The organism is Neobacillus thermocopriae (assembly GCF_010975035.1).
Lineage (GTDB): Bacteria > Bacillota > Bacilli > Bacillales > Cytobacillaceae > Neobacillus > Neobacillus thermocopriae.
In genome coordinates this window covers 74,939-99,156 of record NZ_JAAIUV010000006.1, presented here as the reverse complement: position 1 = coordinate 99,156, position 24,218 = coordinate 74,939, and the positions used below count along the sequence as shown (strand labels likewise).

At 38.9% G+C, this 24,218-nt stretch carries 21 protein-coding genes and 1 riboswitch; of the genes, 18 read left to right on the top strand and 3 right to left on the bottom strand.

Annotated elements, in window-relative coordinates; all coding sequences use genetic code 11:
- Window positions 1–51 precede the first annotated feature (51 nt).
- Window positions 52–1,137, top strand: a complete 1,086-nt coding sequence (locus tag G4Z05_RS05855) for a M42 family metallopeptidase (RefSeq protein ID WP_163250902.1) — start codon at window positions 52–54, stop codon at window positions 1,135–1,137.
- 87 nt (window positions 1,138–1,224) lie between these two features.
- Here the strand turns inward: G4Z05_RS05855 and sspI are convergent, their stop codons facing one another.
- Window positions 1,225–1,434, bottom strand: coding sequence for a small acid-soluble spore protein SspI (gene sspI, locus G4Z05_RS05850; protein WP_163250900.1), 210 nt, complete (start codon window positions 1,432–1,434; stop codon window positions 1,225–1,227).
- Between the two features lie 118 nt (window positions 1,435–1,552).
- Between sspI and G4Z05_RS05845 the strand changes: the two genes are divergently transcribed.
- The 3 genes from G4Z05_RS05845 to pheT all read left to right on the top strand — a co-directional run bounded on the left by G4Z05_RS05845 (window position 1,553) and on the right by pheT (window position 6,265).
- Window positions 1,553–2,314, top strand: a complete 762-nt coding sequence (locus tag G4Z05_RS05845; protein ID WP_163250899.1) for a TrmH family RNA methyltransferase — start codon at window positions 1,553–1,555, stop codon at window positions 2,312–2,314.
- A gap of 462 nt (window positions 2,315–2,776) precedes the next feature.
- Window positions 2,777–3,814: a phenylalanine--tRNA ligase subunit alpha gene (gene pheS, locus G4Z05_RS05840; RefSeq protein ID WP_038536619.1), complete on the top strand. Its 1,038-nt coding sequence runs from the start codon at window positions 2,777–2,779 to the stop codon at window positions 3,812–3,814.
- A 36-nt stretch (window positions 3,815–3,850) separates the two neighbouring features.
- On the top strand, window positions 3,851–6,265 hold the full coding sequence (gene pheT, locus G4Z05_RS05835; RefSeq protein WP_163250897.1) for a phenylalanine--tRNA ligase subunit beta: 2,415 nt from the start codon (window positions 3,851–3,853) through the stop codon (window positions 6,263–6,265).
- Window positions 6,266–6,485: 220 nt separating this feature from the next.
- On the opposite strand, the gene rnhC is transcribed toward pheT, so the two are convergent.
- Window positions 6,486–7,442 carry a ribonuclease HIII gene (gene rnhC / locus G4Z05_RS05830; protein ID WP_163250895.1) on the bottom strand — a complete coding sequence of 319 codons (957 nt, stop codon included), beginning with the start codon at window positions 7,440–7,442 and terminating at the stop codon, window positions 6,486–6,488.
- A gap of 112 nt (window positions 7,443–7,554) precedes the next feature.
- On the opposite strand from rnhC, the gene zapA reads away from it, so the two are divergent.
- The 13 genes from zapA to G4Z05_RS05765 all read left to right on the top strand — a co-directional run bounded on the left by zapA (window position 7,555) and on the right by G4Z05_RS05765 (window position 22,705).
- A complete protein-coding gene (gene zapA / locus G4Z05_RS05825) occupies window positions 7,555–7,815 on the top strand; it encodes a cell division protein ZapA (protein ID WP_163250893.1) in 261 nt (86 codons plus the stop codon).
- A 6-nt stretch (window positions 7,816–7,821) separates the two neighbouring features.
- Window positions 7,822–8,364, top strand: a complete 543-nt coding sequence (locus G4Z05_RS05820; RefSeq protein ID WP_038536609.1) for a CvpA family protein — start codon at window positions 7,822–7,824, stop codon at window positions 8,362–8,364.
- A 76-nt stretch (window positions 8,365–8,440) separates the two neighbouring features.
- The gene (gene polX, locus G4Z05_RS05815) at window positions 8,441–10,156 is read left to right on the top strand and encodes a DNA polymerase/3'-5' exonuclease PolX (RefSeq protein WP_163250891.1); all 1,716 of its coding nucleotides are present in this window, start codon (window positions 8,441–8,443) and stop codon (window positions 10,154–10,156) included.
- Window positions 10,157–10,188: 32 nt separating this feature from the next.
- Window positions 10,189–12,546: an endonuclease MutS2 gene (locus G4Z05_RS05810; RefSeq protein ID WP_163250890.1), complete on the top strand. Its 2,358-nt coding sequence runs from the start codon at window positions 10,189–10,191 to the stop codon at window positions 12,544–12,546.
- 80 nt (window positions 12,547–12,626) lie between these two features.
- Window positions 12,627–13,034, top strand: coding sequence for a DUF350 domain-containing protein (locus G4Z05_RS05805; protein WP_163250888.1), 408 nt, complete (start codon window positions 12,627–12,629; stop codon window positions 13,032–13,034).
- Between the two features lie 363 nt (window positions 13,035–13,397).
- Window positions 13,398–15,104, top strand: coding sequence for an AMP-binding protein (locus G4Z05_RS05800; protein ID WP_163250887.1), 1,707 nt, complete (start codon window positions 13,398–13,400; stop codon window positions 15,102–15,104).
- Between the two features lie 182 nt (window positions 15,105–15,286).
- Window positions 15,287–15,874 carry a TetR/AcrR family transcriptional regulator gene (locus tag G4Z05_RS05795; RefSeq protein WP_051968190.1) on the top strand — a complete coding sequence of 196 codons (588 nt, stop codon included), beginning with the start codon at window positions 15,287–15,289 and terminating at the stop codon, window positions 15,872–15,874.
- Between the two features lie 22 nt (window positions 15,875–15,896).
- On the top strand, window positions 15,897–16,661 hold the full coding sequence (locus G4Z05_RS05790) for an enoyl-CoA hydratase (protein ID WP_163250885.1): 765 nt from the start codon (window positions 15,897–15,899) through the stop codon (window positions 16,659–16,661).
- A gap of 119 nt (window positions 16,662–16,780) precedes the next feature.
- Window positions 16,781–17,554: an electron transfer flavoprotein subunit beta/FixA family protein gene (locus G4Z05_RS05785; RefSeq protein ID WP_163250883.1), complete on the top strand. Its 774-nt coding sequence runs from the start codon at window positions 16,781–16,783 to the stop codon at window positions 17,552–17,554.
- A gap of 38 nt (window positions 17,555–17,592) precedes the next feature.
- Window positions 17,593–18,570 (top strand): electron transfer flavoprotein subunit alpha/FixB family protein, encoded by a 978-nt coding sequence (locus tag G4Z05_RS05780; RefSeq protein ID WP_163250881.1) that lies wholly within the window; start codon window positions 17,593–17,595, stop codon window positions 18,568–18,570.
- Between the two features lie 328 nt (window positions 18,571–18,898).
- On the top strand, window positions 18,899–19,213 hold the full coding sequence (gene trxA / locus G4Z05_RS05775; RefSeq protein ID WP_038536594.1) for a thioredoxin: 315 nt from the start codon (window positions 18,899–18,901) through the stop codon (window positions 19,211–19,213).
- Window positions 19,214–19,339: 126 nt separating this feature from the next.
- Window positions 19,340–21,115 carry an excinuclease ABC subunit UvrC gene (gene uvrC, locus G4Z05_RS05770; RefSeq protein WP_163250880.1) on the top strand — a complete coding sequence of 592 codons (1,776 nt, stop codon included), beginning with the start codon at window positions 19,340–19,342 and terminating at the stop codon, window positions 21,113–21,115.
- 64 nt (window positions 21,116–21,179) lie between these two features.
- Window positions 21,180–21,358, top strand: a riboswitch (Lysine riboswitch).
- Window positions 21,359–21,460: 102 nt separating this feature from the next.
- Window positions 21,461–22,705, top strand: a complete 1,245-nt coding sequence (locus G4Z05_RS05765; protein ID WP_163250878.1) for an aspartate kinase — start codon at window positions 21,461–21,463, stop codon at window positions 22,703–22,705.
- Window positions 22,706–22,720: 15 nt separating this feature from the next.
- On the opposite strand, the gene G4Z05_RS05760 is transcribed toward G4Z05_RS05765, so the two are convergent.
- Entirely contained in the window at window positions 22,721–23,164 is a 444-nt protein-coding gene (locus tag G4Z05_RS05760) for a DUF2507 domain-containing protein (RefSeq protein WP_163250876.1), read from the bottom strand.
- A gap of 412 nt (window positions 23,165–23,576) precedes the next feature.
- On the opposite strand from G4Z05_RS05760, the gene G4Z05_RS05755 reads away from it, so the two are divergent.
- Window positions 23,577–24,185 (top strand): succinate dehydrogenase cytochrome b558 subunit, encoded by a 609-nt coding sequence (locus G4Z05_RS05755; protein WP_163250874.1) that lies wholly within the window; start codon window positions 23,577–23,579, stop codon window positions 24,183–24,185.
- Window positions 24,186–24,218 lie beyond the last annotated feature (33 nt).

Sequence of the window (24,218 nt, the reverse complement as noted above, 5' to 3'; positions counted from 1 at the left end):
ATTTAATTCTGTATAATGAAGGATGTACATACATAAAAGGGGGTATTATACATGGCAAAGATGGATGAGACATTGAAGATGTTGAAAGATTTAACGGATGCCAAAGGAATTCCCGGCAATGAGCGAGAAGTACGTGAAGTAATGAAAAAATACATTGCGCCATATGCAGACGAAATCACTACCGATGGACTTGGCAGTTTAATTGCTAAAAAAGTAGGAAAAGAAGGCGGCCCGAAAGTGATGGTAGCTGGCCATTTAGATGAAGTAGGCTTCATGGTGACACAAATTGATGATAAGGGCTTTTTGCGTTTCCAAACAGTAGGCGGCTGGTGGGGACAGGTAATGCTGGCTCAGCGTGTAACTGTTGTAACCAGAAAGGGTGACGTAACAGGAATCATTGGTTCGAAACCTCCGCATATCTTATCGCCTGAAGCCCGGAAAAAGCCGGTGGAAATCAAGGATATGTTTATTGACATTGGAGCTTCTAGCCGTGAAGAAGCAGAGGAGTGGGGCGTCCGCCCAGGAGATATGGTCGTACCATACTTTGAATTTACTGTCATGAATAATGAGAAAATGTTGTTAGCGAAGGCCTGGGACAATCGTATTGGCTGTGCTATAGCTATTGATGTATTAAAACAATTAAAAGATGTTGATCATCCAAATGTGGTTTATGGAGTAGGAACGATTCAAGAAGAGGTCGGTTTGCGCGGTGCTCGTACTGCTGCGGCAACCATTGATCCGGATATCGGCTTTGGCGTCGATGTGGGAATTGCCGGTGATACTCCTGGCGTTTCTGAAAAAGAAGCGATGAGTAAAATGGGGAAAGGCCCGCAAATCATTTTATATGATGCATCTTTAGTATCCCACAAAGGCTTGCGCGATTTTGTAACTGATGTAGCGGATGAATTAAACATCCCATATCAGTTTGATGCCATCCCTGGAGGTGGAACAGATGCTGGTGCCATCCATGTGACCTATAAAGGGGTACCAACGCTTGCTATAACGATCGCAACTCGTTATATCCATACCCATGCAGCAATGCTTCATCGTGATGACTATGAAAATGCAGTAAAATTAATTGTCGAAGTCATTAAGCGTTTAGACCGTGAGACTGTTGATAAAATTACGTACGAATAAGTATGTTCATCCCTGGCCTTTATGGTCAGGGATTTTTTCAAAAAAGAAAAGCCGCCGACATTCTTCTTCGGCGACTTCAATCTCAGCTTATTGCTTTAATCCGCTCTCAAGATTGTTCAGCATTTCTTTTTTCTCTTGCTCAGATGAATTTTGCCATATAATTTCAAATAAAACACCTAAACCAGGTAGCATTTTTTCTTCTCCGCTCTGGATGGCATCAACAATTGTATCTTTTAATTGTTCTTGTGTATTGTCGGAAACATTGTGAATGATCGCTTTGCGCAAATTTAAGTTCATCCTGAGTACACTCCTTTGTTTTCCTATTCTTTTATATGATTTCAACTTTTGGTTTTATTATGTATTTTTATTGGGCTATAATGTAAAAATCAAAGTAATTCATAAAGGGGAAGAAACATTGAAATACATACAATCACTGCAAAATCCGCAGGTAAAACAATGGAAAAAACTCTTAACGAAAAAGGAGCGGGACCGATCGGGAACTTTCTTGGTCGAAGGCTTCCATCTGGTCGAAGAGGCCCTCAAGCAGAAGGAGCAGGTCCTCGAAATAATTGTATCTGAAAAAATAGGCATACCACCAAGTTTGGATGCAGGAGAAACACCAATTTTTATGGTTACTGAAGAAATTTCGAATGTTTTAGCGGAAACAGAGACAACACAGGGGATCTATGCGGTCTGCCGACAGCCTAATGTGAATGTAGGCTTGGACGATGCTAAAACATTTTTACTCATTGACGCTGTTCAGGATCCTGGCAATCTCGGTACGATGATCCGTACAGCTGACGCAGCTGGGATCGATGCTGTTATCGTGGGCAAAGGAAGTGTTGATATATATAATTCCAAAGTTCTTCGCTCTGCACAGGGAAGCCATTTCCATCTCCCAATCAGAAGAGGTGACCTTCATGAATGGACTTCCATATTGAAAGAAAAAAATATTCCTGTATATGGAACTGCATTGGAAGGGGCTCGTGCCTATACTGATATTTCCAATAATGATACTTTTGCACTAATCGTTGGAAATGAGGGGAGTGGCGTAAATAAAGACCTACTTGACAATACTACTGAGAACCTATATATCCCGATTTACGGTAAAAGTGAATCATTGAATGTGGCTGTGGCAACAGGAATTCTATTATATTATTTAAAGAAACCTATTTGAAACAATTGAAAAATTATTATATAATAATGAACAATGTTGATATGTAAAAGACAATGACGGAGAAAAGTACCTTGTCAGATTACCACTTAGGGAGAAAGTGCCTTGACTGAAAGCACTTTTGTGGGAAAGGCAGGCGAAGTTCACCTCCCGAGTCGGCATCGGGACCACGAAAAAGCAGGCTTAGTAGTAAGAATCTTTTTAACGAATTTGGGCGACCTGCTTTTACGTGTAAAGATGTACCGGCACATGCCGTTATCTGAATGAAGCGAACGCGAATGTTTACATACGTGTTTACAAGGGTGGTACCGCGAACTAATACCTCGTCCCTTTTTTGGGATGAGGTTTTTTATTTTATAGAAATGAATGTTGAACTCTCTCGGCAATCAATTGCCTATAGGGGCTGTCCAAGGCATTAATGCTTTATTGATACGGCCTACTTTTCAAAAACAAGGAGGAAATGACATGCAAGAACGTTTAAAAGAATTGCAACAAGAAGCAATTCAAAAGGTTGAGCAATCTTCAAGTTTAAAAGAATTGAATGACATCCGTGTAGCTTATTTAGGAAAAAAAGGCCCGATTACAGAGGTGCTGCGTGGAATGGGTAAACTTTCCCCTGAAGAACGCCCAGTAATCGGAGCACTTGCTAATGAAGTGCGCGAAGCGATTGGAGCTACAATTGAGGCAAAACAAAAAGCACTTGAAGAAAAAGCAGTTTTAGAAAAATTAGCTTCAGAAAGCATTGATGTTACCCTTCCAGGTCGACCTGTAAAGGTAGGTAATCATCACCCACTGACAAAGATCATTGAAGAAATCGAAGACTTATTTATTGGTATGGGCTATGAAATTGCTGAAGGGCCAGAGGTGGAACAAGACTATTACAATTTTGAGGCATTGAACTTGCCAAAAGGACACCCAGCCCGTGATATGCAAGACTCCTTCTATATCACAGAAGAAATCCTTATGCGTACGCACACATCACCGGTTCAAGCACGGACGATGGAGAAGCACAAAGGAAAAGGGCCTATCAAAATTATTTGTCCTGGTAAAGTATATCGCCGGGATAATGACGATGCGACCCATTCCCACCAATTTATGCAAATTGAAGGTCTTGTTGTTGGTGAGAACATCCGTATGAGCGACTTGAAAGGTACTTTAGAGGTATTTGCGAAAAAAATGTTTGGTCAAGACCGAGAAATCCGTCTAAGACCAAGTTTCTTCCCATTTACAGAACCGTCTGTTGAGATGGATATCTCTTGTAAGATGTGTAATGGTCATGGCTGTAATGTTTGTAAACAAACTGGTTGGATTGAAATTCTTGGTGCTGGTATGGTACATCCGAACGTTCTTGAAATGGCAGGCTACGATTCAAAGAAATACACAGGATTTGCGTTTGGAATGGGACCTGAACGGATTGCGATGCTAAAATATGGCATTGATGACATACGTCATTTCTATACAAATGATGTTCGATTCTTAAAGCAATTTTCAAAAACAGAATAATTAAATGCTCAAACTGGAAATTAGGAGGTTGGCGACATGTTTGTTTCATATAAATGGCTTCAGGAATATGTAGATTTGACTGGAGTATCTGCAGCAGAACTGGCTGAAAAAATCACGAAAAGTGGCATTGAAGTAGAAGGAGTAGAAATCCTTAACGAAGGCATTAAAGGAGTGGTTGTTGGTCACGTCCTTGAGCGCGAGCAACATCCAAATGCTGATAAATTAAGTAAATGTCTAGTTGATATTGGTGAAGGCGAGCCTGTTCAAATTATTTGTGGTGCACCAAATGTTGCTCAAGGGCAGAAAGTAGCCGTTGCCAAAGTTGGTGCGGTTCTTCCGGGCAATTTTAAAATAAAAAAGGCAAAGCTTCGTGGTGAAGAGTCCCATGGGATGATTTGTTCTCTCCAAGAACTAGGCATAGAAGGGAAAATTGTTCCTAAGGAATATTCAGAAGGAATCTTTGTCTTCCCAAATAGTGCAGAAGTGGGTGCAGATGCCCTTGAATTATTAAATAGGGACGATGAGGTGCTTGAGCTTGGCTTAACACCTAATCGTGCTGACTGTTTAAGTATGCTTGGAGTAGCTTATGAAGTAGCCGCCATCCTTGGAAGAAAAGTTAAGCTTCCAGAAACAAGCTTGGAGCCTTCAAGTGAAAAAGCATCAGATTATGTAAAAGTAATGGTTGAAGCGGTGGAGGATAATCCTCTTTATGTAGCTAAAATCATTAAAAATGTAAAAATCGGTCCATCACCATTATGGATGCAAACCCGCTTGATGTCTGCGGGAATTCGTCCACACAATAACGTAGTAGATATCACTAACTATATTCTTTTGGAATACGGTCAGCCATTACATGCGTTTGACTATGATCGCTTAGGTTCTAATGAAATCCTTGTTCGCCGTGCGAAAGAAGGCGAAAAGTTGGTAACACTTGATGATGTGGAACGTACATTAACTTCCGACCATCTTGTGATCACGAATGGAAAGGAACCTGTGGCCCTTGCCGGTGTGATGGGAGGAGCGAATTCAGAGGTTACTGATGATACAACGATGGTTTTATTAGAGGCAGCATATTTTAACGGAGCGACGGTAAGGAAAGCATCGAAAGATCATGGTCTGCGCAGTGAAGCTAGTGCCCGTTTCGAAAAAGGCGTTGACCCGAACCGAGTTCGTGCAGCAGGGGACCGTGCAGCTTATTTAATGGCCAAATACGCAGGTGGCGAAGTATTAGAGGGTGGAGTAGAGTTTGATGCATTAACTGTCGAACCTTCTGTTGTTTCTGTCACATTAGAAAAAATCAATCGTGTACTTGGTACAAACCTTGAAATGAAGGATGTAAAAGAAATATTTGACCGTCTGCAATTTGCCGTTAAGATTGAAGGAGATATGATTACAGTAACAGTACCAACACGCCGTTGGGATATTAAAATTGAAGAAGATATAATTGAAGAGGTTGCCCGTCTTTATGGATATGACAATATTCCGAAGACATTGCCAATTGGATCCGCCACACCAGGCAAATTGTCTGACTATCAAAAAAGACGTCGGATTGTTCGTCAGTATCTAGAGGGAGCGGGCTTGTATCAAGCGGTGACCTATTCATTGACAAGTGAAGAGAAGGCTTCTCAATTTGCCATTGAAAAACGCGATACGATTCGTCTGGCAATGCCGATGAGTGAAGAACGTAGTGTGCTTCGTTTAAGCATACTGCCACAGCTATTGGAAGTGTTAAAATACAATAGCGCCCGGCAAAATGATAGTATGGCGGTTTACGAAACAGGGAATGTATTTTTAGCAAATGGTCATGACGTTCTTCCAGAGGAAAAAGAACACTTGGCTGCAGCCATTACCGGTCTGTGGCATAACCATTCATGGCAAGGAGAAAAGAAACCAGTCGACTTTTTCGTCCTGAAAGGTGTTTTAGAAGGGCTGTTTTCTAAGCTTGGATTGACTGATCGGGTAACCTACGTAAAAGCACAGATAGATGGACTGCATCCGGGACGCACAGCAGAAATTCAACTAGATGGTGAAAAAATTGGTTTCATCGGCCAGCTTCACCCTAGTGTCCAAAAAGACTTAGATCTGAAGGATACTTATGTATTTGAACTAACTTTAAAAACCGTACTCGAAGCTGAAACAGAATCCTTACAATACGAAGCTATTCCACGCTATCCTTCCATCACAAGAGACATTGCCCTTGTGGTAAACAAAGAAACGGAGTCAAGAACCTTGTGGGAAATTATTACAAAAGCAGGTACTCCGCTTTTGAAAGAAGCATATGTATTTGACCTTTATGAAGGAGATAAGATGGAGGAAGGTAAGAAGTCCATTGCCTTCTCGTTGAAATATGTGGATCCTGAACGCACTCTGACAGATGAAGAGGTAACAAAGGTTCACGAACGTGTACTTGAAGCACTGAAAGAGCAAGCAGGTGCCGTATTAAGAGGTTAATTTGATTATGAAAAAAGAGTATCACTCGGTTAGAGGATACTCTTTTTTATTTATGAAGGATTGCTGAAAAACTATAAAAGAAATTTATTATAAGGAAACATACTTAATAATATCTCTTAGAATATTGTCGGATAACCGATCTGATATCGCATTCACTCATGATTAACAGGAAAAGTTCATTAAATCAGTTATATAATAAAAAATTGCCTCTCTTATCTCCTTATCCCTTCTTTTTATTGGCAATCTCCACTGCCTTCTCTGTATTGGCAAAGTGCATCTTCACAAAGGAAGGTAGCACACCAAGGCCTTTCTTTAATATCAGCTTGGCAGCTGCTTCATCCACTTGGGAACCTGCCCCTTTTGGGAGGTTAAATCCTGCTACTTCGCTCATCTGATTTATGTATTGAATAAAAGCATACCTGGCCAAAATACTTGCCGCTGCCACAGCTAGATGAACTCCTTCAGCCTTTGTACTAAAATAAACATTTTCTCGAGCTATCCTCTGTTGTCCTTGCAAATGCTGAAAATAAGTGTTAGCCTGAACAAATTGATCTATTAGAATAGCGTCTGGTTTTTCCGGGGCAATTTTTTCTAGTACTTTCAAAATTGCTTGATTATGAAGAAGAGCCTTCATTTTCCCCTGAGACATCCCAGATTTTTGCACCTGATTATATTTTTCATTTTTCAATGTCATTAAGGAAAAGGGCACTAGGTCCTTTAATATTTTTGCAAGCTCAATAATTTTTTCGTCATTTAAATTCTTTGAATCTCGTACACCTAATTCTTTTAATAAAGGAATATCTTGTTTCCTAACATAAGCAGCTACAACGGTAATCGGTCCGAAAAAATCTCCCGTTCCCACTTCATCGGACCCAATGACAGATAGTTCGCTCATATTAGAGGGGAGTTCACTTTTCATCGAACGTTGTGATTTTGCTACCGGATGATTTTCCCTAGTAGTTCCAATAGCTGAGGCGCTTCTCCATCTTTCTGCCTCCCTTTCACAATCATTCCCTTGAAACAATACTTTTCCTGATTTATAGGCTGTTATCATACAATTTGGAAGTTTTGCGGCAAACACGCCTCCGGTTGGGACTTTATTCGATACATATGTATTGTAATATTCTTTCATTTCCAAAATCTTGTCCATGCTAAACACTAAAACTACATTTCCCATTTCTTAACACCACATTTCTATTAAATCTATCGTTCGATACATTGTATCACTTTTCGATGAAACCCATTTCTGTTATGATATACTGTAGGATTCTTTGAAAGGGGCATTTACGTTGTCAAACATACAGAAAAACAAAATCACCGTTGATATATTCGGACAGCTATATGCAATTGTAGGCACAGAAAGTCCTAGTCATATTCGGCATGTAGCCTCCTTAGTTGACGATAAAATGCGCGAAATTAGTTCCAAGAATCCGATGTTGGATGTGAATAAACTGGCTGTACTAACAGCAGTTAATGCAGTCAATGATTATATTAAATTAAAAGAAGAGCTGGAACGATTAAAAAAAGAATTACAAAAAGATAAGGAATAAGCCATTATGTTAGATATAGCAATTTTGATATTACTAATCATTGGATTCTTTGTAGGCTTGAAAAGAGGTTTTATTCTTCAAGCCTTTCATTTAACAGGTTTTATTATTGCATACATAACTGCTTATCTATACTACGATGATCTTGCTCCCAAATTAACCTTATGGATACCTTATCCAAACTTTGGGGGAGAAGGCATTTTAACCATTTTTACAAACTCTGGCAGCCTAGAAACGGCATTTTATCGGGCTATTGCCTTTGTCATCATATTCTTTGCCGTAAAGATACTGATGCAAATAATTGGCTCCATGTTGGATTTTATTGCCCATCTGCCTGTATTAAAACAGCTAAATGTTTGGGCAGGAGGACTATTAGGTTTTTTGGAAGTGTATTTAATTATTTTTATTGTAATATATATTGCTGCCTTAATTCCAATTGATGTATTGCAAAACGCTTTGGAAGAGTCGTTCATGGCAGAGGCGGTTGTAAATTACACTCCGATCCTTTCAGAGCAAATCAAGAGCTGGTGGATCAATAATACAGCGGCGTAAACTTCTCTGGACAAGAGAAGTTTTTCTATTGTTGGACAATCAGGTTAAAATAAATGGTAATAGGCAGGTGGAAAACATGGAAGCAAATAAAAAAGAATTGATCCGTTTATTAGAAATGATAGCGATTTATATGGAATTAAAAGGGGAAAATCCTTTCAAGGTGTCTGCTTTTAGGAAAGCAGCTGCCGCTCTGGAAGCTGATGACCGCAGCCTCAACGAAATTGATGAATTCACATCAATAACAGGAATCGGCAAGGGTACCGCAGCCGTCATGGAAGAATACATAAAAGAAGGCTCGTCAAAGGTACTAAATGAATTGAAAGAAGAAGTGCCGGCAGGCTTAATCCCGCTATTGCAGCTCCCAGGACTTGGTGGAAAGAAAATTGCTAAGCTTTATAAAGAATTAGGGGTAACAGATGCATCTAGCTTAAAAGAGGCTTGTGAAGCTGGGAAGGTACAGACACTTGCAGGTTTTGGAAAAAAAACAGAAGAAAAAATATTGAGCGCGTTAGCTAATGCCGGTTCAAGACCTGAGCGTCTGCCGCTGGCTTATATGCTTCCAATAGCAGAACAGATTGAAACATATCTCTCTGAAATGCCAGGAATTTTGCGTTTTTCAAGAGCGGGAAGCTTAAGACGCATGAGAGAAACGATCAAGGACTTAGACATTATCATCGCCACAACTGAGCCTAAAAAGGTTCGTGAACAATTGTTAAAGCTACCAAAAATAAAAGAAGTAATTGGTGCCGGTGAAACAAAAGTTTCTATTATATTCGAACTTGATTATGATATATCCTGTGATTTTCGATTAGTCAAACCGGAGGAATTTATCACTACGCTTCATCATTTCACCGGTTCAAAAGAGCATAATGTCCGTATGAGACAGCTTGCCAAAGAACGCGGCGAAAAAATAAGCGAATACGGTGTTGAAAACATGGAGACGGGTAAGATTCTCACCTTTGATACCGAAGAAGCGTTTTTTCAGCATTTTGGCCTTCCATTCATTCCTCCTGAATTAAGAGAGGATGGCAAAGAGGTTGACACCTTTTCAGCCGATTATGAACTTATTGAACTGAAGGACATTAAGGGTGATCTCCATATGCATACAACCTGGAGCGATGGAGCCCATTCCATCGAAGAAATGGTTGAGGCATGCAGGGCCAGAGGATATCAGTATTTAGCCATTACTGACCATTCCCAGTATCTAAAAGTGGCGAATGGACTTACCCGAGAGAGGCTGCTTAAGCAAAAGGAAGAGATAAAAAAATTAAATGAAAAATATGATGACATTTTGATTTTATCTGGTGTGGAAATGGACATTTTACCAGACGGGTCATTGGATTATGAAGATGATGTATTGGCGGAATTGGATTTTGTCATTGCCTCCATTCACTCGGGTTTTACTCAGCCAAAAGAAAAAATCATGGAGCGCCTTAAAAACGCCCTTACCAATGGACATGTTGATTTAATCGCTCATCCAACCGGACGAAAGATCGGCCGTCGAGCAGGGTATGATGTCGATATCGATATGTTGATTCAACTGGCAAAAGAAACAAATACGGCCTTAGAATTAAATGCTAATCCGAACCGACTTGATCTTGCAGCAGAGCATTTAAGAAAAGCGCAAGAGGCAGGGGTGAAAATTTTAATCAATACAGATGCCCATATGTTGGATACATTAAAACAAATGGAAATCGGTGTTTCAACAGCGAAAAAGGGTTGGATCAAAAAGTCAACCGTCATCAATACACTTGATAAAAATGACTTATTAAATTACTTACACAATAGATAAAAGGTTTTTATGAGAAAAGGAGGTTCATCTCCATGCAAGAAAGAGTTTTGAAAGTATTAGAATTCACGAAGGTAAGGGAGCAGCTATTGGAGCATGCTGCTTCCTCACTTGGTAGTGAAAAGATAAAAAATCTTGTGCCATCAAGTGATTATCATGAGGTTGTAAAACTCCAAGAGGAAACAGATGAAGCGGCAACCGTGTTGCGCATTAAAGGGAATGTCCCATTATTGGGGATTTATGATATTAGACCTCATATTAAGCGCTCGGTTATTGGTGGTGTGTTGAGTTCACAGGAACTTGTTCAAATGGCAAGCACCATTTATGTCAGCCGACAAATGAAACGTTTCCTTGAGGAAGTAGATGATGAACGGACAGAAATTCCAATTTTACGCGAGCAAGCAGACCAGATTATTCCGTTAACAAATTTAGAACAAGCAATAAAACAAGCGATAGATGAGAGTGGCGAAGTACTGGATGGAGCAAGTGTGCTATTGCAGTCATTAAGGCACCAGCTTCGTTCCAACGAAGCACGGATTCGTGAAAAATTGGAAAGCATGATTCGTTCGTCTAATGCACAAAAAATGCTATCTGATGCGATTATCACGATTCGTAATGATCGATATGTTATTCCTGTGAAACAAGAATACCGTGGTCATTATGGTGGGATTATTCATGACCAAAGTTCCTCAGGACAGACATTGTTCATAGAACCCCAAGTGATTGTTCAATTAAATAATGAGCTCCAAGATATCCGTGTAAAGGAGCAGCTGGAAATTGAAAGAATCCTTACTGAACTTTCCGCACAAGTTGCTGAGCATGCGGAAGAGTTAAAGGTAATTGTAGATGTATTGGCAAATCTAGATTTTATTTTTGCAAAGGCTCGTTATGGGAAAAAAATGAAAGCAACGAAGCCAAGCATGAATAACGATGGGAGAGTAGTCCTTTATAAAGCAAGGCATCCGTTAATCCCTATGGATCAAGTAGTCGCAAACGATATTATTCTGGGTACAAATTATACTACTATCGTCATTACAGGGCCGAACACAGGGGGAAAAACCGTATCCTTAAAAACACTGGGCCTATGTCAACTCATGGCTCAAGCAGGTCTACAAGTACCTGCACAGGACGGTTCAGAGTTGGCTGTTTTTGGGGCTATTTATGCTGATATCGGTGATGAACAGTCGATTGAACAGAGTCTAAGTACCTTCTCATCACATATGGTAAATATCGTTGACATATTAAATCGGGTAGATTCGAACAGTCTTGTTTTGTTTGATGAGCTAGGGGCTGGGACAGACCCGCAAGAGGGGGCGGCCTTGGCAATCTCCATTTTGGATGAAGTTCACAAACGAGGGGCACGAGTAGTTGCAACTACACACTATCCGGAATTAAAAGCTTACGGCTATAACCGGGAGGGTGTATTAAATGCTAGTGTTGAATTTGATGTCGAAACTTTGAGTCCTACCTATAAGTTATTACTAGGGGTACCAGGACGGAGTAATGCGTTTGAAATTTCTAAACGCCTTGGATTAAATGAAAAAGTGATACAAGCGGCCCGTTCTCATGTAAGTGAAGACACGAATCAAATTGATAAAATGATTGCTTCCCTTGAGGAAAGCCGGCGTCAGGCCGAACTTGAACATCAAGAAGCTCGGGATTTATTAAAACAGGCAGAAAAGCTTCACAAAGATTTGCAAAAACAAATGATTGAGTTTTACGCAAAAAAAGACGCAATGTTAGAAAAAGCCGCTGAAAAAGCGGAGGAAATCGTTGAAGAGGCGAAGAAAGAAGCTGAACAGGTCATTCGTGACTTGCGCAAAATGCGAATAGAAAAAAATGCGGAAATTAAAGAACACGAATTAATCGAAGCGAAACGTCGTCTTGATGAAGCAGCCCCTGAAATTCCAAAATCTGAAAAGCCAGCCAAGAAGAAAACGAAGAAGCATCGTTTTCAGCCAGGTGATGAAGTGAAGGTTCTCACCTTTAATCAAAATGGCAGCTTAGTTGAAAAAGTTTCAGAAGGGGAATGGCAGGTACAGATTGGAATTTTAAAAATGAAAGTAAAAGAAAAAGACTTAGAATATATTGGTACTCCAAAGCAAGAAGAAACAAAACCGCTGGCCATTGTAAAGGGTAGGGATGCTGATGTAAAATTGGAGCTTGACCTACGCGGTGAGAGGTATGAAGATGCCTTATTAAAGGTGGAAAAATACATTGATGATGCACTACTGGCCAATTATCCACGGGTTTCCATTATTCATGGAAAAGGAACAGGTGCTTTACGGCAAGGAGTTCAAGAATATTTACGAAATCATCGTTCAGTAAAGAATATTCGTTTTGGAGATGCCAATGAAGGAGGAACCGGAGTAACAATTGTAGAATTCAAATAATACTAAGCTGATATGAAATGCTTGTCTAAAAGGATCAGTTGGCCGAAGTGTCATTTAAATTATATCTGGGGAGAGAGTAGATGAACCAGTTCTGGGAAAATGCGTATATTCAAATTGCAGCCTACTATAGCGTTGTTATTTTATGTTTAATTGTTTTTCTGGCTCTTTTTGAAATGGTCACCAAATATAAAAATTGGGAAGAGATAAAAAATGGAAACTTGGCTGTGGCTATGGCAACAGGAGGGAAAATTTTCGGGGTTGCCAATATTTTTCGTCATACCATTGAAAATCATAACTCTTTACTTGCCATGATTGGCTGGGGTATTTATGGGTTTCTCCTTTTAATCATCAGCTATTTTATCTTTGAATTTTTAACACCGAAATTTAAAATTGATGATGAAATCCAAAATGATAATCGAGCAGTAGGATTAATTTCTATGGTCATATCAATCGGGCTTTCCTTTGTCATTGGCGCAGGAATATCGTAAGGGGAGAAAGTAGTGGAAAAATTAGCAAAAGTACTTCTAGGATTATGTGGCTTGTTTTTACTGCTGGGCATAATCTATCTTGCCTTTTTCGCTTAATAGACGGTAGCTTTAAGATTAAAAAATCATCGCTTAAATTTTGGGCGATGATTTTTTTATTACTTTTGAAAAATTATATGCTGCTACCCAGGGTGCTTACGCTATTCTGGTAATAGGATAGATGTACTATGTCATATAATGATACTAGGAAACAACAGACCATAAACTGGCTAAATCAAGTGAGAAACATTGTTTATTGTCAAAATCCGTACTATAATAAAATTATATGTTTAAATTTTTTGAATATTAATAAAAAGGAGGGTTACAATGACAGAGGTAAAGCCGTGGTTGAAAAATTATCCTAAAGAGATTCCTCCCACTCTAGAGTACTCCTCAGAACCTGTACAGCATTACTTAACAAATGCAGCAAATAAATATCCTGATAAAGTTGCCTTACACTTTTTAGGGAAAGAACTTACCTACCAGCAGCTTTATGAAGCGGCTCAGTATTTTGCTGGCTACCTACAGGCGAACCTTGGGATTGAAAAAGGAGACCGTGTAGCCATCATGCTTCCAAACTGCCCGCAAAATGTGATCAGCTTTTTTGGGGTATTATTCGCTGGCGGGATCGTAGTAGAAACGAATCCACTTTATACGGAACGGGAACTTGAACACCAATTGAAAGACTCCGGTGCAAAAGCCATTATCACCTTAGACATCCTCTATCCAAAAGTCTCAAAAGTTATGCCACACACTGAATTAAAAGATATTATTGTTACAGGAATAAAAGATTTCTTGCCATTCCCGAAAAACCTCGTTTACCCATACATCCAGAAAAAACAATATGGCATTGTTGTAAAGGTAAAGCATGAAGGTCATATACATTTGCTTACCGAAATATTAAAACAGAAAAAGAATAAATGGAAGCAATACAGCATTGATATTGATGAAGATATTGCTCTGTTACAATACACAGGTGGAACTACTGGGGTAGCCAAAGGGGTTATGTTAACCCACAAAAATATCATTGCCAATACAACCATGAATCAGGCTTGGGTTTTTAAAGCGAAAGAAGCACAAGAAGTAATATTGGGGTTACTACCGTTTTTCCACGTTTATGGACTGACGACAGTGATGATTTTATCGATTAAGCTGGCAGCCAAATTGGTGTTATTGCCAAAATTTGATGTACTTGAAACACTCAAAACAATTGAAAAACAACGCCCCACCATTTTTCCAGGTGCACCAACTATTTATATTGGTCTATTGAATCATCCAGATTTGAAAAAGTTTGATTTATCATCGATTAATGCATGTGTCAGTGGCTCTGCTCCGCTTCCTCAAGAAGTTCAGGAAAAGTTTGAGGCCATAACCGGAGGAAAATTGGTAGAAGGTTATGGACTGTCTGAAGCCTCACCGGTTACTCACTCCAATTTTCTATGGGGAGTAGAAAGAGTCAAGGGAAGTATTGGTGTCCCGTATCCTGATACCGATTCCAAAATTGTTTCGATTGAAACCGGTGAAGAACTGAGAGCTGGTGAAATTGGAGAAATCGTTATTAAAGGTCCTCAGGTCATGAAAGGGTATTGGAATCGACCTTTGGAAACAGAAGAAGTCTTAAAAGATGGTTGGCTATTTACCGGAGATTTAGGATATATGGATGAAAATGGATATTTTTATATTGTGGACCGTAAGAAAGACATGATTATTGCAAGTGGCTACAATATATATCCGAGAGAGATAGAAGAAGTATTATATGAGCACCCCGATGTAATAGAAGCGGTAGCAGTTGGAATTCCTGACCCCTATCGTGGTGAAACGGTAAAAGCTTATATTGTATTAAAAGAAGGTTCTACTGTAACAGAAGAAGAAATGAATGAATTTGCAAGAAAATATTTGGCTGCATATAAAGCACCCAAATTATATGAATTTAGAAAGGAACTACCGAAAACAGCGGTGGGAAAAATATTAAGGCGGAAGCTCGTAGATGAAGAAATGAAAAAATATGAAGATGAGAGTAAAAAGCAGGCATAATCCTATATTTTTTTTGACTAAATTAGCTTGTCTACAAAATTTTTGAAAAATAAAGTATTTCTTGACATATTTAAAAATAAAAATTATTATAAAAATATGAATGATTATTCATTCATATTTTTATATTTTAATATTTTTATAATAAAGGATTTGATAGTTCTTTCTTCAAAGGAGGGATAAAAATGAAAAAAATGAAGCCTAAATATATGCAAATAATTGATGCGGCGGTTGTTGTAATTGCTGAAAACGGTTACCACCAAGCGCAGGTTTCCAAGATCGCCAAGCAGGCAGGAGTGGCTGATGGAACAATTTATCTATATTTCAAAAATAAAGAAGACATTCTTATCTCTCTCTTTGAAGAAAAAATGGGACAATTTGTTGAAAATATAGAGGAAAAAATAGCAGGAAAAAAATCGGCAGCAGAGAAATTATTAATGATGATTGAAACACATTTCCAACTCCTTTCCGATGATCACCATATGGCCATTGTTACTCAGCTGGAATTGCGCCAATCCAATAAAGAGCTCCGTTTAAAAATCAACGATGTTCTTAAAGGATATCTACAGCTGATTGATAAAATTATTATGGAAGGAAAGGAAAGTGGAGAGTTTTCAAGCAGTCTGGATGTTCGTCTATCAAGGCAAATGATTTTTGGTACAATCGATGAGATTGTTACCTCGTGGGTAATGAGTGAGCAAAAGTTTAATTTAAGGGCACTGGCACCGAAAGTCCACAGTCTCTTGGTAAACGGACTTGTTAATTGCCAGTAATAAAGGAATAGGAGGGTTTTTATTGGAGAATTTACATTGGTCACATGAGGATGGTATTGCTGTCATTACATTTAAGCGTCCACCAGCAAATGCTCTTTCAACAGGGTTATTAAAAGAGTTATCCGCGGCACTAGATGAAATTGAATCTAATCGTCAGATCCGGGTAGTCGTTATTCATGGGGAAGGTCGCTTTTTCTCTGCAGGGGCAGATATTAAGGAATTTACGTCAGTTAGCTCATCAGGAGAGTTATCCACATCGGGCCAAGATCTAATGGAACGTATTGAGAAGTTTCCAAAACCAATTATTGCAGCCATTCATGGTGCCGCACTAGGTGGAGGGTTAGAATTAGCAATGGCTTGTCACATCCGCCTAGTTAGTGAAACAGCAAAGCTAGGCTTGCCGGAGCTTCAGCTTGGAATCATCCCTGGTTTCGCAGGAACACAACGCTTACCAAGATATGTAGGGGTCGCTAAGGCAGCAGAAATGATGCTTACTTCTGAACCGATCACAGGATTGGAAGCGTTTCAATTTGGATTGGCCAACCATGCTTATCCGGAAGAGGAAGTGTTAAATCAAGCTTTAAAACTTGCTAGAAAAATTGCCAAGAAGAGTCCTGGATCGATTAAAGCCGTTATTGAATTATTAAACTATACAAAAACAAAAGAGTTTTATGAAGGAACAAAGCGTGAAGCTGAACTGTTTGCTGAATTGTTTGTTACTAATGATGCGAAAGAAGGCATTCAGGCGTTTATTGAAAAACGTGAGCCAAACTTTAAAGGCGACTAATTTTTCATTGGGAGCGCTGAGCGAGTGCTCGCTAGGAAGCTTTTCATATTTTTTATCGAAAATTTTCTCAATCTTTCAAACAGAATAAATGTTTGGATTCTTAGGAGGGAACTAAACCAATGAACATTTTTGTTTTAATGAAGAGAACTTTTGACACAGAGGAAAAGATTACTATTTCCGGCGGGAAAATTAACGAGGATGGTGCGGAATTTATCATCAATCCTTATGACGAATATGCGATTGAGGAGGCCATTCGAGTCCGCGATGCTCATGGTGGAGAAGTAACCGTTATTACTGTAGGAACGGAAGAATCCGAGAAACAGCTGCGTACGGCTCTTGCAATGGGGGCTGATAAAGCGGTCTTAATCAATATAGAGGATGATATTGAAAACGGCGACCAGTTTACAACAGCAAAAATTCTTGCTGAATATTTGAAGGATAAAGACGCCGATCTGATTTTGGGAGGAAATGTTGCGATTGACGGCGGTTCCGGCCAAGTTGGTCCACGTGTGGCTGAGCTATTAAATATTCCTTACGTAACAACCATTACAAAGCTTGAAATTGACGGTACAAAAGTGGTTGTGACCCGTGATGTTGAAGGAGATTCCGAAGTTATCGAAACAAGCCTTCCGCTATTAGTTACAGCACAGCAAGGTCTTAATGAACCACGCTATCCATCATTGCCAGGAATCATGAAAGCAAAGAAGAAGCCACTTAATGAATTGGAATTAGACGATCTTGACCTTGATGAAGATGATGTAGAAGCAAAGACGAAAACTATTGAAATCTACTTGCCTGCGAAAAAGGAAGCAGGAAAAGTTTTATCTGGCGAACTAGCAGATCAAGTGAAGGAACTTGTTCACCTGCTTCATACGGAAGCAAAAGTGGTCTAATCGAAATTTTTTAAAATTGTTTGCAGGGGGTAAACATAATGTCAAGAAAAGTATTGGTATTAGGAGAAATTCGTGACGGACAACTGCGTAATGTATCTTTCGAAGCCATTGCTGCGGGAAAAATAGTGGCAGAAGGCGGAGAAGTAATTGGTGTCTTACTTGGTGAATCTGTAAGCGCTTTAGGAGCAGAATTAATTCAATACGGTGCTGACCGTGTCGTTGTAGTAGAAAATGAAAAATTAAAGCAATATACTTCTGATGGATATGCACAAGCACTTTTGGCAGTCATTGATCAAGAAAAGCCGGAAGCCCTAGTGTTTGGTCATACAGCACTAGGTAAAGACTTATCGCCTAAAGTTGCAGCGAAGCTTTCCTCTGGTCTAATCTCCGATGCAACTGCTGTTGAAATAGCGGGAGGAAATGTAGTTTTTACAAGACCAATCTATTCCGGAAAAGCATTTGAAAAGAAAATTGTTACGGATGGTTTAATTTTTGCTACTGTTCGTCCAAATAATATTGCGCCATTAGAAAAAGACGAAAGCAGAACTGGTGAAGTATCTTCCCTATCTGTAGAGATTAAAGACCTTCGTACAATTATTAAAGACGTCATACGTAAAGCTACAGAAGGTGTAGATCTTAGTGAAGCAAAAGTCGTAGTTGCCGGTGGACGCGGTGTAAAAAGTGCAGAAGGTTTTGAGCCGCTTAAAGAATTAGCTGCTGTATTAGGTGGTGCAGTTGGTGCTTCACGTGGTGCATGTGATGCAGAATATTGCGATTATTCCCTTCAAATTGGGCAAACGGGTAAGGTTGTTACACCTGACTTATACATTGCTTGCGGAATTTCTGGTGCCATCCAACACCTTGCTGGTATGTCCAACTCTAAAGTAATCGTTGCCATTAACAAAGATCCTGAAGCGAATATCTTTAAAGTGGCAGATTATGGAATTGTTGGCGATCTTTTTGAAGTCGTTCCAATGTTAACAGAAGAGTTTAAAAAGCTAAAAGTTCATTCCTAATATAATGGCACTTGTTGATTTTGTTTTAAATCAGATCATTCGGAACAATGTTTCCAAACTTTTACGGTTGTAGGGAGCCCTGACAGCTTTTAAAGAGGTAAATTGTTTCCTCGAAACTACTTTGAAATAAGGGGCCAAAACCATCAATTAACAGCCAAAAAATTAGGGCGAGCGGATGAATTCCGTTTGCCTTTATTCGTGTCTTGACAAAGAATACTTATGGACAATTTAGAGAACATTAGATGTGAAACAGATTATTAGCATCCATTTCTATTCAGTGTTATACTTTCGATATGGTTTAAGTAATTTATTAGGAGGTCATTGAAAAATGGCAATTGCACATTTAACAGATCAAAATTTTGCTCAAGAGACAAGCTCAGGACTTGCTCTGGTAGATTTCTGGGCACCTTGGTGCGGACCTTGTAAAATGATTGCACCTGTGTTGGAAGAACTTGACGCTGAATTAGGTGATAAAGTAAAAATCATGAAAATTGATGTGGACGAAAACCCACAAACTGCTTCTCAATTTGGTGTAATGAGTATCCCAACATTGTTAGTGTTTAAAGATGGTGAAGTTGTTGACAAAGTAGTCGGCTTCCAGCCAAAAGATGCTTTAGCAAGTATGCTACAAAAACACATTTAATGATTCTAACCTTGGCTAGTAAATACTGGCCGAGGTTTTTATTTTTCCCATAAGACTCCGCTTTTCTTTATAAACGGTTTGCTTTAAAATTTTAATGAGGAAAATTTAAAGAGAGGAGCGGCCAGAATGAATGAAATAATCAAACAAAAGCTTTCTTTACTGCCAGATCAGCCTGGCTGCTACTTGATGAAAGACCGTCAAGGTACCGTTATTTATGTTGGTAAAGCCAAAGTTCTTAAAAACCGTGTGCGTTCCTATTTTACTGGATCACATGACGGCAAAACCCAAAGGCTTGTTAATGAGATAGAAGACTTTGAATATATTGTCACATCATCTAATATTGAAGCATTATTGCTTGAATTAAACTTGATCAAAAAATACGATCCTAAATACAATGTCATGCTAAAGGATGATAAAACGTATCCGTTTATTAAACTGACCGCGGAACGACATCCGAAGCTGATCATAACAAGAAAGGTTAAGAAAGATAAAGGAAAATATTTTGGGCCATACCCAAATGTGGGAGCTGCGAATGAAACAAAAAAACTACTTGATCGGATTTACCCGCTTCGGAAGTGCTCGACTTTACCCGATCGAGTTTGTTTATATTACCATTTAGGACAGTGTCTCGCCCCATGTGTTAATGAAGTGGATGAAGAACAATACAAGCAAATGACCGATGAAATTACTCGTTTCTTAAATGGTGGATATAAGGAAATTAAAAAAGAATTAACGGAAAAAATGTCAGCGGCTGCAGAAGAACTCGATTTTGAGAGAGCTAAGGAATATCGCGATAAAATCATTCATATTGAAACAATCATGGAAAAACAAAAAATTACGATGACTGATTTTACTGATCGTGATGTGTTTGGCTATGCGGTCGATAAAGGATGGATGTGTGTCCAGGTATTTTTCGTCCGTCAAGGCAAGTTGATTGAAAGAGACGTATCCATGTTCCCAATCTACAATGAGCCGGAAGAAGAAATCTTGACTTTCTTAGGACAATTTTATCAAAAAGCGAATCACTTTAAGCCAAAGGAAATTTTGATTCAAGATGAAGTGGATTTAACGCTGGCCGAACAACTGCTTGAGGTAAAGGTTCTCAAGCCGCAACGTGGGCAAAAGAGAGATTTAGTTAAAATGGCAGTGAAAAATGCTAAAATTGCACTAAATGAAAAGTTCTCTCTAATTGAAAAGGATGAAGAAAGAACCATCAAGGCAGTTGAAAATTTGGGGAAATATTTGGGTATTTATACGCCACATAGGATTGAAGCCTTTGATAACTCGAATATTCAAGGAACGAATCCGGTTTCCGCCATGGTCGTTTTTATAGATGGAAAACCGAATAAACGAGAATACCGTAAGTATAAAATTAAATCGGTTCAGGGACCAGATGACTATGAATCCATGAGAGAAGTGACGAGAAGAAGGTATTCAAGAGTCCTAAAGGAAGGTTTACCGCTTCCAGATTTGATTATTATTGATGGTGGGAAAGGTCATGTTGAGGCCGTTCGAGATGTGTTGGAAAATGAACTAGGCTTAGATATTCCTCTTGCTGGTTTGGTGAAGGATGAGAAGCACCGGACATCTCAACTATTATTCGGAAATCCTTTAGAGATGATATTACTTCCGCGTAACAGTCAGGAATTTTATTTGCTACAGCGGATTCAAGATGAAGTTCACCGCTTTGCTATTACCTTCCATCGACAAACCCGAGGGAAAAGCGCCTTTCAATCTTTACTTGATGATATCCCCGGAATTGGTGAAAAGAGAAAGAAATTATTGTTAAAAGAGTTCGGCTCTGTAAAGAAAATGAAAGAAGCCAGTATTGAAGAATTTCGGGCCATCGGGTTACCTGAGAATGTGGCAAAAGAATTGTACGAAAAACTTAGAAATGACTGATTGTCAGAAAAGAATGTCTATGCTATACTTAGTGAAAATTAAATAATCATCACTTGGATGTTTAAGTGAAGGTAGAGGTGCGAACTTCAAGAGTAAAAGTCCGGAGAAGGATGAGCTTCAACGATGGGCTTTGAAAGGGGATGTTCGCCGAAGTGAAGAAAGGCTCATTTCTTTCTTTGCTGGTCCAGTGTTGAATAAATACTGGATTGTCAAGACGAATCGTCTTGGAGCGCTATCTTTCATTGTTTAAACAGGAAAGAATATATTTTTTTGTGTTTAAAAGCAATGAGAGAATGCTCTCATTGCTTTTTTTATTTTACTGTTTGAAGGAATGAGGGGAAAAGGATGGGAATAATTGTCCAAAAGTTTGGTGGGACTTCTGTCGGAACCATTGAAAGAATCTTAAATGTAGCCGAACGAATTCGGGAAGAGAAGGAAAGAGGAAACGAAGTAGTGGTAGTTGTCTCAGCGATGGGGAAAACAACCGACCAACTTGTCAATATGGCTAAGCAAATCTCTCAGCAGCCGAATAAGAGGGAAATGGATATGCTGTTATCAACAGGGGAGCAGGTTACGATTTCATTATTAGCTATGGCGTTAAATCAAATGAATCTGCCGGCTGTTTCTTTTACCGGCTGGCAAGCGGGTATATTGACGGAGGCAGTTCATGGTAATGCAAGAATTTCTAATATTAATACAGAAGCTATCCAAAAACAGCTATCTGAAGGGTCTATTGTTATTGTTGCAGGTTTCCAAGGGATTACTGAAGATGGCGAAATCACAACATTAGGACGCGGTGGTTCAGATACGACGGCTGTCGCCTTGGCAGCCGCATTAAAGGCTGAAAAATGTGATATTTATACAGATGTTTCGGGGGTATTCACAACCGATCCTAGATATGTGAAGAGTGCTCGCAAATTACTGTCTGTATCCTATGATGAAATGCTCGAATTGGCTAATCTAGGTGCCGGAGTCCTTCATCCAAGGGCGGTAGAGTTTGCGAAAAATTATAATGTTCGTCTAGAAGTTCGTTCTAGTATGGAGAAGGTTGATGGAACGGCAATTGAGGGGGAAGTAAAAATGGAACAAAATTTAGTAGTACGCGGTGTAGCATTTGAAGATGAAATCACGAAAGTAACCGTATTGGGGCTACGTAATAATTTAACAAGCCTTTCTACAATTTTTACGACACTGGCTCAACATCATATTAATGTAGACATCATTATTCAGAGTACAACAGAAGACGGAACAACTAATTTATCCTTCTCGATCCATACAAATGACTGGATGGAAACACTAAATGTTCTTGAGAATAATAAAGATTATCTTGGATATGAACAGCTTGACGCTGAAAATAAACTGGCAAAAGTTTCTATAGTTGGCTCAGGAATGATTTCTAATCCTGGTGTTGCAGCTAAAATGTTCGAAGTGTTAGCTGAACAAGGAATCCCAGTCAAAATGGTTAGTACCTCAGAAATTAAAGTTTCCGCGGTAGTTGAAGACAAAAACATGCTAAAGGCTGTACAAGCCTTACACGAAGCATTTGAACTTGGTCAGCATCATTCATGTAAAAAGGTGTCAAGGCAATAGAGCCTGACACCTTTTTTATAATTTTTCCCATTTTACAGTAAATAGGACCTTGTTTGATTTTTTTACAGGGTGTTCAAATGTTTCGGCGGTGACTCCTTTTTGTTGTTGGATTTGTTGGGCTAAGAAGCCAGCTTCGAGCTGAAAGTAGTTTTCGGCTTTTGATTTGACTCGAGATACGATAAGTGGACTGGATAGTTCGAAGTCCATTTCATGTTTCTTTTCATTCTTCAATTCTAAGTGACCCCACGAAGCTTTAGCAAAAAAATCAATGATTTCATTATATCCTTCTAATGGGTATTTACGTGCGAGCTGTTTGCCAGCCCAGTAAAGAATTTCAGGAGTATCTTGACCTAAAATCTCAGGTAGGAGTGTTTCTCTGATTAGTTGATAACCAAAGATTGAAATGCTTCTTGGTTCCAATTCATGGACATTTTGTTCTACAACTGTACTTTCTTTCACATGTTTCCCCTCTTTCTACCATTCTATTATATACAAATTGAGTCCCTTTTCAGTATCATTTTCCTTGGAATCCGACAAAACAATAGAAGGGGATTTCACTATTTTTCAAAACCTATTCTTATTTTTTATCATAATTATCATTTTCCTAAAAGAATTAAATAACTACCGTAAGATGTTTGAACTTCTTATATAAAATTTAAGCGTTTTTAAAACGGAAGAATATAAACTCTTTTCTATTATAATATCAATATATTTAAAAAATTTTATTTTTTACAATGTTTTTATGTATCCGTTTCCTTGACGCTCCATGTTGATGGGAGTAAAATGAACTTGTCACATAATTGTCACAGTGATGCTAAGTTATTTTTATGGGAACTTAACATCATTTTTTAATTCAAAAGGGGGTAAAGCAATGGCGGGGAATCGCGAATTTTTTAACCGGAGGCTGCATTCGCTGCTCGGAGTCATTCCTATTGGGATTTTCCTGACTCAGCATCTAATTGTGAACCATTTTGCAACTAGAGGGCCGGGAGCCTTCGAGGAAGCAGCTGAATTTATGGGCAATCTACCATTCCGAATTGTTCTGGAAACTGTAATTATTTATTTACCATTGTTGTTTCATGCAATCTATGGACTGTATATTGCTTTTACAGCAAAAAACAATGTAAGTAGATTTGGATATTTTAGAAACTGGATGTTCATGCTTCAGAGAGCAACAGGCATTATTACTTTAATTTTCATTACTTGGCATGTATGGGAGACAAGGATTGCAGCAGCATTTGGAGCCGAAGTGAACTACCAAATGATGCATGATATTCTTTCCAACTCTGGTATGATGGTGTTTTATATTGTTGGGATTTTATCAGCTATTTTTCATTTTGCGAACGGTTTATGGTCATTCTTTGTAAGTTGGGGAATTACACAATCTCCTCGTTCTCAAGTCATTTCTACATATTTTACAATTGGGGTATTTGTAGCATTATCCATTGTTGGACTTCGTGCATTGTTTGCGTTTGTTTGATTTTAAAGTTATTAAATTGAATGGAAAAATATT